15 protein-coding genes are annotated in these 13,638 nt (G+C 61.2%); 9 read left to right on the plus strand and 6 right to left on the minus strand.

The window, feature by feature from the left end:
• Nucleotides 1-110: 110 nt before the first annotated feature.
• The 6 genes from tusD to BMY98_RS19850 all read left to right on the plus strand — a co-directional run bounded on the left by tusD (nt 111) and on the right by BMY98_RS19850 (nt 3,595).
• Entirely contained in the window at nt 111-503 is a 393-nt protein-coding gene (gene tusD / locus BMY98_RS19825) for a sulfurtransferase complex subunit TusD (RefSeq protein ID WP_074891969.1), read from the plus strand.
• A gap of 1 nt (nt 504) precedes the next feature.
• Nucleotides 505-867, plus strand: coding sequence for a sulfurtransferase complex subunit TusC (gene tusC, locus BMY98_RS19830; protein WP_074891971.1), 363 nt, complete (start codon nt 505-507; stop codon nt 865-867).
• Nucleotides 867-1,166: a sulfurtransferase complex subunit TusB gene (tusB, locus tag BMY98_RS19835; RefSeq protein WP_074891974.1), complete on the plus strand. Its 300-nt coding sequence runs from the start codon at nt 867-869 to the stop codon at nt 1,164-1,166. The genes tusC and tusB overlap by 1 nt, the downstream gene beginning before the upstream one ends.
• Nucleotides 1,163-1,498 carry a TusE/DsrC/DsvC family sulfur relay protein gene (locus BMY98_RS19840; protein ID WP_074891976.1) on the plus strand — a complete coding sequence of 112 codons (336 nt, stop codon included), beginning with the start codon at nt 1,163-1,165 and terminating at the stop codon, nt 1,496-1,498. Before tusB ends, BMY98_RS19840 begins: the two co-directional genes overlap by 4 nt.
• A complete protein-coding gene (locus BMY98_RS19845; protein WP_074891978.1) occupies nt 1,495-2,496 on the plus strand; it encodes a glycosyl transferase family protein in 1,002 nt (333 codons plus the stop codon). Before BMY98_RS19840 ends, BMY98_RS19845 begins: the two co-directional genes overlap by 4 nt.
• 97 nt (nt 2,497-2,593) lie before the next feature.
• Nucleotides 2,594-3,595 (plus strand): glutathione S-transferase family protein, encoded by a 1,002-nt coding sequence (locus tag BMY98_RS19850; RefSeq protein WP_074891980.1) that lies wholly within the window; start codon nt 2,594-2,596, stop codon nt 3,593-3,595.
• A gap of 216 nt (nt 3,596-3,811) precedes the next feature.
• Here the strand turns inward: BMY98_RS19850 and cysG are convergent, their stop codons facing one another.
• The 6 genes from cysG to BMY98_RS19880 all read right to left on the minus strand — a co-directional run bounded on the left by cysG (nt 3,812) and on the right by BMY98_RS19880 (nt 11,357).
• Nucleotides 3,812-5,206, minus strand: coding sequence for a siroheme synthase CysG (cysG, locus tag BMY98_RS19855; RefSeq protein WP_074891982.1), 1,395 nt, complete (start codon nt 5,204-5,206; stop codon nt 3,812-3,814).
• Nucleotides 5,207-6,487: a serine--tRNA ligase gene (gene serS, locus BMY98_RS19860; protein WP_074891984.1), complete on the minus strand. Its 1,281-nt coding sequence runs from the start codon at nt 6,485-6,487 to the stop codon at nt 5,207-5,209.
• A gap of 16 nt (nt 6,488-6,503) precedes the next feature.
• On the minus strand, nt 6,504-6,878 hold the full coding sequence (gene crcB, locus BMY98_RS19865; RefSeq protein WP_074891986.1) for a fluoride efflux transporter CrcB: 375 nt from the start codon (nt 6,876-6,878) through the stop codon (nt 6,504-6,506).
• On the minus strand, nt 6,878-8,200 hold the full coding sequence (locus tag BMY98_RS19870; RefSeq protein WP_074891988.1) for a replication-associated recombination protein A: 1,323 nt from the start codon (nt 8,198-8,200) through the stop codon (nt 6,878-6,880). Before BMY98_RS19870 ends, crcB begins: the two co-directional genes overlap by 1 nt.
• Before the next feature lie 18 nt (nt 8,201-8,218).
• Nucleotides 8,219-8,842: an outer membrane lipoprotein periplasmic chaperone LolA gene (lolA, locus tag BMY98_RS19875; protein ID WP_074891990.1), complete on the minus strand. Its 624-nt coding sequence runs from the start codon at nt 8,840-8,842 to the stop codon at nt 8,219-8,221.
• Between the two features lie 76 nt (nt 8,843-8,918).
• Entirely contained in the window at nt 8,919-11,357 is a 2,439-nt protein-coding gene (locus tag BMY98_RS19880; RefSeq protein ID WP_175514194.1) for a DNA translocase FtsK, read from the minus strand.
• A 442-nt stretch (nt 11,358-11,799) separates the two neighbouring features.
• Between BMY98_RS19880 and aat the strand changes: the two genes are divergently transcribed.
• From aat to infA, 3 genes are all read left to right on the plus strand, one after another.
• The gene (gene aat / locus BMY98_RS19885) at nt 11,800-12,489 is read left to right on the plus strand and encodes a leucyl/phenylalanyl-tRNA--protein transferase (RefSeq protein ID WP_074891994.1); all 690 of its coding nucleotides are present in this window, start codon (nt 11,800-11,802) and stop codon (nt 12,487-12,489) included.
• Between the two features lie 47 nt (nt 12,490-12,536).
• Nucleotides 12,537-13,244: an arginyltransferase gene (locus tag BMY98_RS19890; protein ID WP_065989154.1), complete on the plus strand. Its 708-nt coding sequence runs from the start codon at nt 12,537-12,539 to the stop codon at nt 13,242-13,244.
• Between the two features lie 101 nt (nt 13,245-13,345).
• Nucleotides 13,346-13,564: a translation initiation factor IF-1 gene (gene infA / locus BMY98_RS19895; protein WP_002553999.1), complete on the plus strand. Its 219-nt coding sequence runs from the start codon at nt 13,346-13,348 to the stop codon at nt 13,562-13,564.
• Nucleotides 13,565-13,638 lie beyond the last annotated feature (74 nt).

A 13,638-nucleotide genomic window follows, 5' to 3' on the forward strand; every position in this document is an offset into this window, starting at 1 on the left:
TTCGCCCGCTTCAACAAAAAGCCCGCTTCGGCGGGCTTTTTGCTGTCCGGCGTTCGTGAATTCTTTATCATTGCGCCCATGTTCCCCGTCAGCGCCCCACCGAGCCGCCCATGAAGTTCGCCATCGCCCTGCATTCGCCCGCCCACGCGCCCTCCTCCCGACGGGCGTTGCTGTTCGCCAAAGCCGCGTTGGCCCAGGGCCATGAAATCGTGCGCCTGTTCTTCTATCAGGACGGCGTGCACAGCGCGTCCGGCAATGTGGTGTCGCCCCAGGACGAGTCGGACACCGCCGCGCAATGGCGTGATTTCGTCACCACCCACCAGCTGGACGGCGTGGTCTGCATTGCAGCGGCCCTGCGCCGGGGTGTGTTGAATGCCGAAGAAGCGGAGCGTTATTCAAGACCTGCGGCGAACCTGCCGGCACCCTGGGAGTTGTCGGGGCTGGGTCAGCTGCATGACGCGGTCCAGGCGGCCGATCGCTTGATCTGCTTTGGAGGGCCGTAACGTGGCGAAGTCGTTATTGATCATCAGCCGTCAGGCGCCCTGGTCAGGTCCGGATGCCCGCGAGGCATTGGACATTGCCCTGGCCGGCGGCGCGTTCGATCTGCCGGTGGCCATGCTGTTCATGGACGACGGCGTATTTCAGTTGGCGACGGCGCAGAACGCCAGCCAGGTGCAGCAGAAAGACCTGACCGCCAACCTTCAGGCGTTGTCGATGTTCGGTGTGGAAGAGCTGTTCGCCTGCAGCACCAGCCTGAATGAGCGAGGGATGCAGCCGTCCGGGTTGAGTGTCGAGCCACTCGAGGTGCTGGATGACACGCAAATCGCCGCGCTCATTGACCGTTACGACCAGGTGATCACGATCTGATGGCTACCCTGCACGTACTCTCTCACTCCCCGTTCACCGACTCACGCCTGAGCAGTTGCCTGCGCGTGCTCGGCAGCGAAGACGCAATCCTTTTGTGCGGCGACGCGACCTATGCGTTGCGCGCAGACACCGCCACCGCCCAGACACTGAGCGCAAAAACCGGCGGCCTGAAGCTGTTCGTGCTCGATGAAGACGCCACCGCTCGACACATCGCGCTGCCAGACTGGGCCGAAGGCGTCGACTACGCCGGCTTCGTTGCGCTCTCGGTGCACTACGACAAGGTCAACACGTGGCTATGAAACAGCTCATCGTCGACGGACGCAGCATCGCGCTCGACAAAGACGGCTATCTCGACGACCTGCACGACTGGTCCAGCGAAGTCGCTGAAGCCCTGGCCCTTGAGGCAGACATCGTCCTCACGCCCGATCACTGGGAAATCCTCGAATTGCTGCGGGCGTTCTATGCAGAATTTCAGCTGTCCCCGGCCACACGGCCGCTGGTCAAGTACACCGCGCTGAAACTGGGCGCCGACAAAGGCAACAGTCTGCACCTGAATCGTCTGTTCAACGGCACTCCCGCCAAACTTGCCGCCAAGCTGGCGGGCCTGCCAAAGCCGACCAATTGTCTATGACCGACTTCACTTCCCTCGTCACCGAAACCCCTGCCGAGCATCCCTTCGCGCCCTTCGTTCGTATTCTCGGCAAGGGCAAGCGTGGTGCGCGCAACATGACCCGCACCGAAGCCCGGGAAGCCATGGGCATGGTGCTCGATGAAAAAGTCGAAGACACCCAGCTCGGCGCTTTCCTGATGCTGCTGCGGCACAAGGAAGAGAGCCCGGATGAGCTCGCGGGCTTCACCGAAGCGGTGCGCGAGCGTCTGCATGCGCCGGAACTGACGGTCGATATTGACTGGCCGACCTACGCTGGCAAAAAGCGCCATCTGCCGTGGTACCTGCTGGCGGCCAAGTGCCTCGCGCAGAATGGCGTGCGCGTACTGATGCACGGCGGCGGCGCTCACACCGCCGGCCGCCTGTACAGCGAGCAGTTGCTGGGCCTGTTGGAGATTCCGCTGTGCCGCAACTGGCAGGCGGTGGGTGAAGCGCTGGAGCAACACAATATTGCGTTCTTCCCCCTTGGTGACTGGGCGCCGCAGCTACAGCGCATGATCGATCTGCGCAACACGCTGGGTTTGCGCTCGCCGATCCACTCGCTGGCGCGCATTCTCAATCCACTGGGCGCCCGCTGCGGGCTGCAGAGTATTTTCCATCCTGGGTATCAGGGCGTGCACCGCGACGCCAGCAGCCTGCTCGGCGACCACGCCATCGTGATCAAGGGCGACGGTGGTGAAGTCGAGATCAATCCCGACACCATCAGCCACTTGTACGGCACCACCGATGGCCAGCCGTGGGATGAAGAATGGCCGGCATTGTCGGACCGTCGCCACGTGAAGCCGGCGACCCTGGACCCGCATCATCTGGTCGCGATCTGGAAAGGCGACATCGAGGACAGTTACCCGCAACTGGCGCTGATCGCAACCATGGCGCTGGCACTGCGGGGCCTCGGGTTGACGCGGGCTGAAGCCTTCGCCCAGGCGGAGCAGTATTGGGCAAACCGCAACAGATCGATTTAGCCGATAGCTACCGCCCAGTCTTTGCGTTATTCGTTCGAACGATTGCCTTTAGACTGATCTCCAACGTACTTCGGTACAGCTCAATTTGGAGTCAGACATGGGCCTTCTCGTTGAAGGACGCTGGCAAGACCAGTGGTACGAAAGCAGCAAAGACGGCGCTTTTCAGCGCGAGCAGGCCAAGCGCCGGAACTGGGTAACCCGCGATGGTCAGCCCGGCCCATCCGGTGAAGGCGGCTTCAAGGCGGAGGCCGGTCGCTACCATTTGTACGTTTCCCTGGCCTGCCCGTGGGCCCATCGCACGCTGATCGTCCGTAAGCTCAAAGGGCTGGAAAGTCTGATCGACGTTTCCGTGGTCAGTTGGCTGATGCGCGAAAACGGCTGGACGTTCGACAAGCAGGCCGGCTCCACCGGCGATGCGCTGGATGGCCATACCTTCATGTACCAGCGCTACCTCACCGACACCGCCGATTACACCGGTCGGGTCACCGTGCCGGTGCTGTGGGACAAGCAGCTGAATCGCATCGTCAGCAATGAGTCGTCGGAAATCATCCGGATGTTCAACTCGGCATTCGATGACCTGACCGGCAATCACCTGGATCTGTACCCAGAGTCGCTGCGCAACGAGATCGACCGGCTGAACGACCGTATTTACCCGGCCGTGAACAACGGTGTCTATCGCGCCGGATTCGCCACGTCACAAGGTGCTTACGAAGAGGCCTTCGATGAAGTGTTTGCCGAGCTGGATGCGCTGGAAACACTGCTCGGCGAGAAACGCTACCTGGCGGGTGAATACCTGACCGAAGCGGACGTGCGCCTGTTTACCACGCTGATTCGCTTTGACGCGGTGTATCACGGGCACTTCAAGTGCAACCTGCGGCGCATCGCCGACTACCCGAACCTGAGCAACTGGGTGCGCGAAATGTATCAGCTGCGGGGTGTGGCGGAGACGGTGGATTTTGTACACATCAAGCATCACTACTACGGCAGCCATGCCACCATCAACCCGACCGGCGTCGTGCCAAAAGGGCCACAGCAGGATTTCAGCGGCGAGCATGATCGCGGGCGTTTGAGCGGGAAAGGGATCTTGCAGAACGGTTGAAGGCGTGAAAGCCACTCGATCATTCACCGCAAAATCACTGTAGGAGCGCGCTTGCCCGCGATTGCGGAGGATCAGCTACGGATGTGGCGCTGATCCACCGCGTTCGCCAGCAAGCCGGCTCCTACGGATTTTGCGCCCGACGTGGGCCCTCGGCGGACGTACGTGTTTGGCGTCCGACCGCGATTGATTACTTACCGCCAACAGACTGGGGCGAGATCAGACGGTCCCCTGAGCGCCTTCGAACCACGCCAGTTTCTCCCGCAGTTTCACCACTTCCCCCACAATAACCAGCGTCGGCGCATGAACTTCATGCTCCGCGACCAGTTGCGGCAGATTGGCCAGCGTGCCGGTGAAGACGCGCTGATTGACGGTGGTGCCCTGCTGGATCAGCGCAGCCGGGGTATCGGCAGAGCGACCGTGCTTGATCAACTGCTCACAAATGACCGGCAGTCCGATCAGGCCCATGTAGAGCACCAGGGTTTGCGATGGCGACACCAGGTCTTTCCACGGCAAGTCGGTAGAGCCGTTCTTCAGGTGGCCCGTCACGAAACGCACGGACTGCGCGTGATCGCGGTGGGTCAGCGGAATCCCCGCATACGCCGCACAGCCACTGGCTGCGGTGATGCCAGGCACGACCTGGAAAGGAATACCGTGGGCCGCCAGCTCTTCGATTTCCTCACCGCCACGGCCGAAGATGAACGGATCGCCGCCCTTGAGCCGCACCACGCGTTTGCCCTGCTTGGCCAGGTCCACCAACTGCTGGTTGATCTGGTCCTGAGGCAAAGCGTGATCGGCGCGCTGCTTGCCAACGTAGACCCGGTCGGCGTCGCGGCGGCACAAGTCAAGAATCGCCGGTGCAACCAAGCGGTCGTAAAGCACCACGTCAGCCTGCTGCATCAGACGCAGTGCGCGAAAGGTCAGCAGATCAGGATCGCCCGGCCCCGCGCCCACGAGGTACACCTCACCGGTCGTGGGCGGCGCATCGCCGTCGATCTTCGCTCGCAGCAACCGCTCGGCTTCGGCGCCCTGTCCGGCCAGCTGCCGGTCAGCGATGGGCCCCTGGAATACATCCTCCCAGAACGCCCGACGCTGCTGAACGTTGGGAAACAGTCCTTTCACCTGATGACGAAAGCGTGCGGCCAAACCGGCCAGATGCCCGTAAGTCGGTGGAATCCAGGTTTCCAGCTTGGCGCGGATCAGACGTGCCAGCACCGGAGCATCGCCACCGCTGGACACCGCAATCACCAGCGGCGACCGGTCGACGATCGCCGGGAAGATCACGCTGCACAGCGCAGGCGCATCCACCACGTTGACCGGCACGCCGCGCTGGCGTGCATCGGCAGACACCTGCGCATTGAGCGGTTCGTCGTCGGTGGCAGCGATGATCAGCACGCAGCCGTTGAGGTCCGACTCGGTGTAGCCGCGCAGAATCTGTTCCCCGCCGCTGCGCTCGATCAGCTCGCGCACTTCGGCTCCGATCTCGGGGGCAACCACGCGCAGCACCGCCCCGGCCTCAGCCAGCAAGCGAGACTTGCGCAAGGCAATCTCGCCGCCGCCGACCACCAGCACTTGAGCGCCCCGAAGGTTATGGAACAGCGGCAGAAATTCCATTTAGCCGATCACCTCGATGCCGCCCATCCAGGGCTTGAGGACTTCCGGCACGCGGATCGAGCCATCGGCCTGCTGGTAGTTTTCCAGCACCGCCACCAACGTGCGACCAACCGCGAGGCCCGAACCGTTGAGCGTGTGAACCAGTTCCGGCTTGCCGGTTTCCGGGTTGCGCCAGCGCGCCTGCATGCGACGCGCCTGGAAATCGCCGCAGTTGGAGCACGACGAGATTTCACGGTATTTGTCCTGGCTCGGAATCCACACTTCCAGGTCATAGGTCTTGACCGCACTGAAACCCATGTCGCCGGTGCACAGCGCCAGTACGCGGTACGGCAATTCGAGCAACTGCAGAACGCGCTCGGCGTGACCGGTCAGGCTCTCCAGCGCTTCCATGGATTTCTCCGGCTCGACGATCTGCACCATCTCGACCTTGTCGAACTGGTGCTGACGGATCATGCCGCGGGTATCGCGGCCCGACGCGCCGGCTTCGCTGCGGAAGCACGGGGTGTGGGCGACGAACTTCAATGGCAGCTGTTTAGGATCGAGGATTTCGCCGGAGACGATGTTGGTCAGCGACACTTCGGCGGTGGGGATCAGGTACAGATCGGCTTCGCCTTCGCGGGAAATCTTGAACAGGTCTTCTTCGAATTTCGGCAGCTGGCCGGTGCCCTGCAACGCAGGCGCCTGGACCAGATACGGCGTGTAAGTCTCTTCGTAACCATGCTCATTGATGTGCAGCGTGATCATGAACTGCGCCAGCGCACGGTGCAGGCGCGCAATCGGGCCACGCAACAGGGCGAAACGGGCACCGGACAGCTTGGCGGCGGTTTCGAAGTCCAGCCAGCCGAACTTCTCGCCCAACGCAACGTGGTCCTGAACCGCGAAGTCGAACGACGCCGGCGTGCCCCAGGTGCGCACTTCAACGTTCTGTTCTTCGTCAGCGCCCACCGGGACCGATTCGTGGGGCAGGTTCGGCATGCTCAGCGCCATGGCATCGAGCTCGGACTGAATGGCATCCAGCTCTTTCTTGCCGGTGCTCAGCTCTTCGGCCATGCGATCGATGTCGGCCATCAACGGCGCGATGTCTTCACCGCGCTGCTTGGCCTGACCGATAGATTTGGAACGGGCGTTACGCTCGGCCTGAAGCTGTTCGGTGCGGGTCTGCACCGTCTTGCGCTGGGCTTCCAGCGCTTCGATGCGGGCCACGTCCAGTGTGAAGCCACGGGAAGCCAGGCGATCCGCTACGTCCTGAAGTTGGGTACGTAACAGTTTGGAGTCGAGCATATCGGTCTCTCGTATATTAAATTCGGGTCAAAGACAGGCCAGCCCATGTCGCGAGCAGCCCGCCCAGTACGCTGATGAGGGCGTAGCCAATGGCCAGAGGAGCCTGGCCGCTTTCAAGCAAACGAATCGTGTCCAGTGAGAAAGACGAAAACGTCGTCAAACCACCGAGGAATCCCACCATCAATCCGGCGCGCAACTCGATCGGGACCTCAGGGCGAATCAAAAAAAGCCCGTAGAGCAGACCGATCAGCAGGCAGCCCACCAGGTTCACCGCCAATGTCGCCGTGTAAAAATAGCGCGGCCAGTTCGCAGTGACCACGTTACCCGTGGCGAAGCGCAATAATGTACCAGCCACGCCACCGGCGGACACGGCAAGAATCAACTGAATCATTATTTTCTCCGTTGACGGGGGCTGGCGCGGTCGAGCGCCGACAGGTGTTTGAGTTTTTCGCCGATCTTCAGCTCAAGGCCGCGGGGGACCGGCTGGTAATACTGGCGCGGTTCGAGCTCGTCGGGGAAGTAGTCTTCACCCGCCGCATAAGCGTCCGGCTCGTCGTGGGCGTAGCGGTATTCTTCGCCGTAGCCCAGCTGCTTCATCAGCTTGGTCGGTGCGTTGCGCAGGTGCAGCGGCACTTCCAGCGAACCGTGCTCGGTGGCTTCACGCATAGCCATCTTGAAACCCATGTAGACGGCGTTGCTCTTCGGCGCGCAAGCCAGATAAACGATGGCCTGGGCCACGGCCAACTCGCCTTCCGGGCTGCCGAGGCGTTCCTGCACATCCCACGCCGACATGCACAGCGGCAAGGCGCGCGGATCGGCGTTACCGATGTCTTCGCTGGCCATGCGCACCACGCGCCGCGCCAGATACAGCGGGTCGCAGCCGCCGTCGATCATCCGCGCGAACCAGTACAGCGCAGCGTCTGGATTGGAGCCGCGAATGGATTTGTGCAGCGCGGAAATCTGGTCGTAGAACGCTTCGCCGCCCTTGTCGAAGCGACGGCGGCTGTCACCGAGCAGGCTTTGCAGCAACTCGGGATCGATTTCGCTGCCGTCTTCCGCCAGGTCCGAGGCGTTCTCCAGCAGATTGAGCATCCGCCGACCATCGCCATCCGCTGCGGCCAGAAGCGTCTTGAACGCCTCGTCACCCAGGGTCAGATGCCGATTGCCCAGCCCGCGCTCTTCGTTCAGCGCGCGGTTGACCAACTGACGCAGCGCTCCTTCGTCCAGGCTCTTGAGCACGTAGACACGGGCGCGGGACAGCAGCGCGTTGTTGAGCTCGAAAGAAGGGTTTTCGGTGGTGGCGCCGATGAAGATCAGCGTGCCATCTTCGACGTAGGGCAGAAACGCATCCTGCTGCGACTTGTTGAAGCGGTGTACTTCGTCGACGAACAGAATCGTGCGGCGGCCGTATTGACCCGCCTGTTGCTTGGCGATCTCCACCGCCTGGCGGATCTCTTTGACCCCCGCCAGCACCGCCGACACCGTTTCAAAATGCGCGTCGGAGACTTTTGCCAGCAACCGCGCCAGGGTGGTTTTGCCCACGCCGGGAGGTCCCCAGAAAATCATCGAATGCAGGGCGCCCTGCTCCAGCGCTTCACGCAGCGGCTTGCCGTGGGCAAGCAGGTGCTGCTGGCCGACGTACTCATCCAGATTGGTCGCTCGCAGGCGGGCGGCCAACGGTTGCGCGATCGGTTCAGTGCTGAACAGGTCCATGAAACAGGTGAGCCCCTTTTATTCCTGAATGACGTCAGCGCCCTTCGGGATCTGGAACTGGAATTTGCTCGCCGCGACAGGCTCGTTGGCCTTGACGCCGGTGAACAGGATGTTGGTGCGCTGGCCGACGCTGTCGATCAGTTGCATGTCGTTGATCATGCCGTTGCGAAAGGACAGGCGCAGGCTATCGAACAGGGTGTCCTTGGATTTAGGCTTGAGCACGAAGTCGATCACGCCGCCCGCTTCCTTGGCAGTGATGTCGAAGCTTTCGCTGATTTTTGAGACGTCGCCGGACAGCAGCAGCGCCGGGGTCTGGGTCAGACGCTGGTCGAGGGTCTTGATGGTGACCTGCTCCAGGTCAGGGTCCCACAGGGAAACCTTCTTGCCGTCGGACACCATCAGCTGCTCCTGCGGCGCGTCGGTGTGCCAGTAGAACAGGCCCGGGCGCTGCAAGGTCATTTCGCCGGTGGTTTCCTGCAACTGCGTGCCGCCACCGTCGAGGGTGAGCTGGGAGAAGCGCCCGCTCAGGGTTTTCGAGTTTTCCAGCAGTTGGGTCAGACGTGCCACGTCCTTGCTGTCGGCGTGGGCCGAGAGAGCAGAAAAAGCCAGTGCAGATACCAACAGCATGCGGATAAGACGCATGGGATTCCTCTTTGAGTGTGGTTGAAGCCGGGCGCCGCCGCGATGGCGACGCCCGGTAACGCGTGACCGGGAAGTGTCAGTCACGCACAGGGGCCGGCGCAATCACTTCACGCGAGCCGTTGGTGTTCATCGGCGTTACGACGCCGGCGTTTTCCATGGTTTCAATCATGCGCGCGGCGCGGTTATAGCCAATCTTCAGCTTGCGCTGTACTGCAGAGATCGACGCACGACGGCTTTCCAGCACGAACTTGACGGCCTCGTCGTACAGCGCATCGCTTTCGCTGTCTTCGCCATCACCGCCGCCGCCACCGCCATCGAAGCCGCTGCCCGGCTCTTCAACGCCAGCCAGGATGTCATCGTTGTAGTTTGGCGTGCCACGCAGCTTCCACGCCTCAACGACGCGGTGAACCTCTTCGTCCGACACGAACGCGCCGTGGACACGAATCGGCAGGCTGGTGCCCGGAGGCATGTAGAGCATGTCGCCGTGACCGAGCAATTGTTCGGCGCCGCCCTGGTCGATGATGGTCCGGGAGTCAATCTTGCTCGACACCTGGAACGCCATGCGCGTCGGGATGTTCGCCTTGATCAGGCCGGTGATCACGTCCACCGAAGGTCGCTGGGTCGCAAGAATCAGGTGGATACCTGCCGCACGGGCCTTCTGGGCAATACGGGCGATGAGTTCTTCGACCTTCTTGCCGACGATCATCATCATGTCGGCGAATTCGTCGACCACCACGACGATGGTCGGCAACTTGGTCAGCAGCGGCGCTTCATCGTGAATGCTTTCACGGTGGTACAGCGGATCGGACAGCGGCGTGCCGGCCTCCTCTGCTTCACGCACCTTCTGGTTGAAGCCAGACAGGTTACGCACGCCCATCTTGGCCATCAGCTTGTAGCGGCGTTCCATTTCAGCCACCGACCAGCGCAGGGCATTGGCGGCGTCCTTCATGTCAGTGACCACGGGGCACAGCAAATGCGGGATGCCTTCGTAGATCGACAGCTCGAGCATTTTCGGGTCGATCATGATCAGCTTGGCGTCTTCCGGACCGGACTTGAACAGGATCGACAGGATCATGGCGTTCACGCCCACCGACTTACCGGAACCGGTAGTACCGGCCACCAGCAGGTGCGGCATCTTGGCGAGGTCGGTGATAACCGGCTTGCCGCCGATGTCGTGACCCAGCGCCAGGGTGACCGGCGATTTCGCGTCGTCGTATTCCGGCGTCGAGAGGACCTCGGAGAAGCGCACGATCTGGCGATCCTCGTTGGGGATTTCGATACCGACGGTGGTCTTGCCGGGAATGACCTCGACCACACGGACACTGGTCACTGCCAGGGAGCGTGCGAGGTCTTTCGCCAGGTTTGAAATGCGGCTGACCTTCACGCCGGCAGCCGGCTGGATTTCGTAACGGGTAATCACCGGCCCTGGATGAATCGAGTCCACGGTGACTTCGACGCCAAACTCCTTGAGCTTGATCTCCAGCAGATGCCCCACTGCCGCCAGCGATTCAGGCGAATAGTTGAGCTGCTTTTTCTCAGCCGGATCGAGGATCGAGATGGGCGGCAAAGTGCCTTCCACGGCGCTGTCGACGAACAACGGCGCCTGTTTTTCTTTCTGCACGCGCTTGCTCGGCTCAGGCGCGCGTGGCGGTGCCGGGGCGATGACGGCGGGCACGTGCTTCTCACGGGCGACCATGTGCTCAGTCAGCGCCTGCTCGCGCTCGATGAGGCGTTCTTTGGCCTTGGCCTGCTCGCGTCGATCCGGGGCAATCGGAGCGACCACTTCGTCGACACGCATGTCGACTTCACGCAACTGAGCCACCATCTGCTTGCGCTCGTTGCGAGCGGTCCACCAGCGGTTCAATGAGCCGGTGAACAGTTCGATCAGGTCCAGGGTGATCTTGCCGGTGTTGTCCATGACCTTGAACCAGGACAGATCGGTGAACACGGTCAGACCGAACAGAAACAAGGCGATGAACAGCAGCGTGCTGCCCTGAACATTCAGCGCACGCTTGGCCAGATCGCCCAGCACCTCGCCCAGCACGCCGCCGGCCGAACCCGGCAGGCCCGACGCCGAATGAAAGTGCAAATGCGCCAGGGAAGCGCCCGCCAGCACGAGAAACACCAGACCGATCATGCGCCAGGAAAACAGCCAGCCGCTCCATTGCCACGGCTCATGGCGCTGGCGGAAAACCTGATAGGCCTTGACCCCCAGCAGCAACGGGAAGATGTAGGCGAAGTAGCCGAGGATCATGAACAGGATGTCGGCGGAATAGGCGCCGGCAAGGCCTGCGGCGTTCTGTACCTGGGCCGAACTGCTCGTGTGACTCCAGCCCGGATCGCCCTGATCGTAGCTCAGCAGCGCCATGATCAGATACAGACACAGCGCGCCGAACGCGATCAGTGCACCTTCCTTGAGCCGGTAGTGCAGGTGTTGCCGCCAGAGCGGAACGGGGGTGGGTGCTATGGTGGATTTCTTCAAAACGCTTAAATTCCTGCGCGCAAGCGCGAACATCTGATGATTGACTGTGTACGACTGCCTGGACGAAATGGCAGTGGCTTTCCCGAACTTCGGCCTGAAAAGCGGCCTGACGATCGTGAAAACCGTGCCTGCGATAACGCACGCTCGACAGGTGACTTGAAATGAGGTTAAACAACATCGGCATTGTACGGATTTGCGCGCCGCGCGCTAGGCTAGTCTGGCGCGCAGCTTGCAGATGTTCAAGCTTCGCAGGCCGCTGACAAGATGAACACGCATTTTCTTTGCTGACAAAGACTTATGGGGTGTTCTTCCTGCTCTCTTGAACTATCAAAAGGCCATGCCTGGATGAAGAAACCTTGTGGTCCAACATCCAGGCGCGATCAAGCGGCTTGTGACCCCGTCTGCAACAGAGAGTTGCAGCACGCAGCTGCAAGCCTGCGCTGACTCCCCTCCCCTCTCGTAAAGTCTGGATGCCATGCTGACCTGGTTACAACGCGACACCCTTGATTTCCCGCCGCTGGAAAAAGCCATGCGCGAGCCCAACGGGCTGTTGGCCGGCGGCGGCGATCTGTCCGCCGATCGCCTGATCGCTGCGTACCGCCATGGCTGTTTCCCCTGGTATCAGCAAGGCCAGCCGATTCTCTGGTGGTCGCCGGACCCGCGTACCGTGCTGTTTCCGGATGAGCTTCATGTATCGCGCAGCCTGGGCAAGCTGCTGCGCCAGGGGCGTTACCGGGTCACCTTCGACCAGGATTTCGCGGCGGTCATTCAAGCGTGCGCCGAACCACGGGCCTACGCGGACGGCACGTGGATCACCGGCTCCATGCAGGCGGCTTACATTGAACTGCACGCGCGCGGCTTCGCCCACAGCGTCGAAGTCTGGGACGGCGACGCGCTGGTAGGCGGTCTGTACGGATTGGCGATGGGCCAGCTGTTTTTCGGCGAATCAATGTTCAGCCGCGCCGACAACGCTTCCAAGGTCGGCTTCGCAACGTTGGTCGAATACTTGAAAGAATCAGGTTTTGTTCTGATTGATTGCCAAATGCCTACTGATCACCTGCTAACCCTTGGCGCGCGCTCGATTGCGCGCCAGACGTTCGCCGACTATCTGCATAAACACCTCGACGCGAGCAATTCCAGCGACTGGGCGCCTAGGCGAGTTTGATTGGGCTGGCTTACACTCACATCTAAAGTTTTTCTCGAGGGTTGATCATGACCGAGCTGGCGCGGCTGAAGTTTTATGCCACTCAACCCCACTCCTGTAGCTACCTGCCCGAGGAACAAGCCACCACGCTGTTTCTCGACCCCAGCCAGCCGATGGACGTCCAGGTCTACGCCGATCTCTCGGACATGGGGTTTCGCCGCAGTGGCGATCATCTTTACCGTCCGCACTGCCAGAACTGCAGCGCCTGTGTGCCTGCGCGCATTCCTGTCGGACTGTTCGTGCCCGATCGTCAGCAAAAACGTATTTTCAAAAGGAACGCCGACCTCGAAGTGACGAGCACCAAGCCGCACTTCAGCGAGGAATACTTCGATCTGTATCAGCGCTACATTGAGCAGCGCCATGCCGATGGCGATATGTTTCCCCCGAGCCGCGACCAGTTTTCCACCTTTCTGGTCCGCGACCTGCCGTTTTCGCGTTTTTACGAATTCCGCCTGGAAGGCCGGCTGCTCGCCGTGGCCGTCACCGACCTGCTGCCCAACGGGCTTTCGGCCGTTTACACGTTCTACGAGCCCTCGGAAGAGCGTCGCAGCCTCGGGCGGTACGCGATTCTCTGGCAGATCGCCGAAGCCGCACGCATGCAATTGCATGCGGTGTACCTCGGCTACTGGATAAAGAACTGCAAAAAGATGAATTACAAGACCCAATATCGCCCCATCGAACTGCTCACCAATCAAAGATGGGTCACTCTTTACTGAAGCCCTTGGCTTAAACCTCAATTTTCGGGCACAATGCAGCCCGCTTTTGCCTGGCTGCCGTTTGCACCGGGCCATTCATTGGATACCGAGGGCTTTACTGCATGTCGAAAGAAGACAGCTTCGAAATGGAAGGCACTGTCGTCGACACCCTGCCCAACACCATGTTCCGTGTGGAGTTGGAAAATGGGCACGTCGTAACCGCGCACATCTCCGGCAAGATGCGCAAGAACTACATCCGCATTCTTACCGGCGACAAGGTCCGCGTTGAGCTGACGCCCTACGACTTGAGCAAAGGGCGCATCACTTACCGCGCCCGCTAACAGGTCTTAACAAAAACGCCCGGCACATGCCGGGCGTTTTTGTGTGCGTGAGATTCAGCCATGACCCCGGCAAG

Source organism: Pseudomonas graminis (assembly GCF_900111735.1).
Taxonomy (GTDB): Bacteria; Pseudomonadota; Gammaproteobacteria; order Pseudomonadales; family Pseudomonadaceae; genus Aquipseudomonas; species Aquipseudomonas graminis.

What these genes read in the sequence shown, in the direction of transcription:
- tusD (WP_074891969.1), top strand. Translation starts at nt 111, where the DNA reads ATGAAGTTCGCCATCGCCCTGCATTCGCCCGCCCACGCGCCCTCCTCC.
- tusB (WP_074891974.1), top strand. Translation starts at nt 867, where the DNA reads ATGGCTACCCTGCACGTACTCTCTCACTCCCCGTTCACCGACTCACGC.
- BMY98_RS19840 (WP_074891976.1), top strand. Translation starts at nt 1,163, where the DNA reads ATGAAACAGCTCATCGTCGACGGACGCAGCATCGCGCTCGACAAAGAC.
- BMY98_RS19845 (WP_074891978.1), top strand. Translation starts at nt 1,495, where the DNA reads ATGACCGACTTCACTTCCCTCGTCACCGAAACCCCTGCCGAGCATCCC.
- BMY98_RS19850 (WP_074891980.1), top strand. Translation starts at nt 2,594, where the DNA reads ATGGGCCTTCTCGTTGAAGGACGCTGGCAAGACCAGTGGTACGAAAGC.
- cysG (WP_074891982.1), bottom strand. Translation starts at nt 5,206, where the DNA reads ATGGAATTTCTGCCGCTGTTCCATAACCTTCGGGGCGCTCAAGTGCTG.
- serS (WP_074891984.1), bottom strand. Translation starts at nt 6,487, where the DNA reads ATGCTCGACTCCAAACTGTTACGTACCCAACTTCAGGACGTAGCGGAT.
- crcB (WP_074891986.1), bottom strand. Translation starts at nt 6,878, where the DNA reads ATGATTCAGTTGATTCTTGCCGTGTCCGCCGGTGGCGTGGCTGGTACA.
- BMY98_RS19870 (WP_074891988.1), bottom strand. Translation starts at nt 8,200, where the DNA reads ATGGACCTGTTCAGCACTGAACCGATCGCGCAACCGTTGGCCGCCCGC.
- lolA (WP_074891990.1), bottom strand. Translation starts at nt 8,842, where the DNA reads ATGCGTCTTATCCGCATGCTGTTGGTATCTGCACTGGCTTTTTCTGCT.
- BMY98_RS19880 (WP_175514194.1), bottom strand. Translation starts at nt 11,357, where the DNA reads ATGTTCGCGCTTGCGCGCAGGAATTTAAGCGTTTTGAAGAAATCCACC.
- aat (WP_074891994.1), top strand. Translation starts at nt 11,800, where the DNA reads ATGCTGACCTGGTTACAACGCGACACCCTTGATTTCCCGCCGCTGGAA.
- BMY98_RS19890 (WP_065989154.1), top strand. Translation starts at nt 12,537, where the DNA reads ATGACCGAGCTGGCGCGGCTGAAGTTTTATGCCACTCAACCCCACTCC.
- infA (WP_002553999.1), top strand. Translation starts at nt 13,346, where the DNA reads ATGTCGAAAGAAGACAGCTTCGAAATGGAAGGCACTGTCGTCGACACC.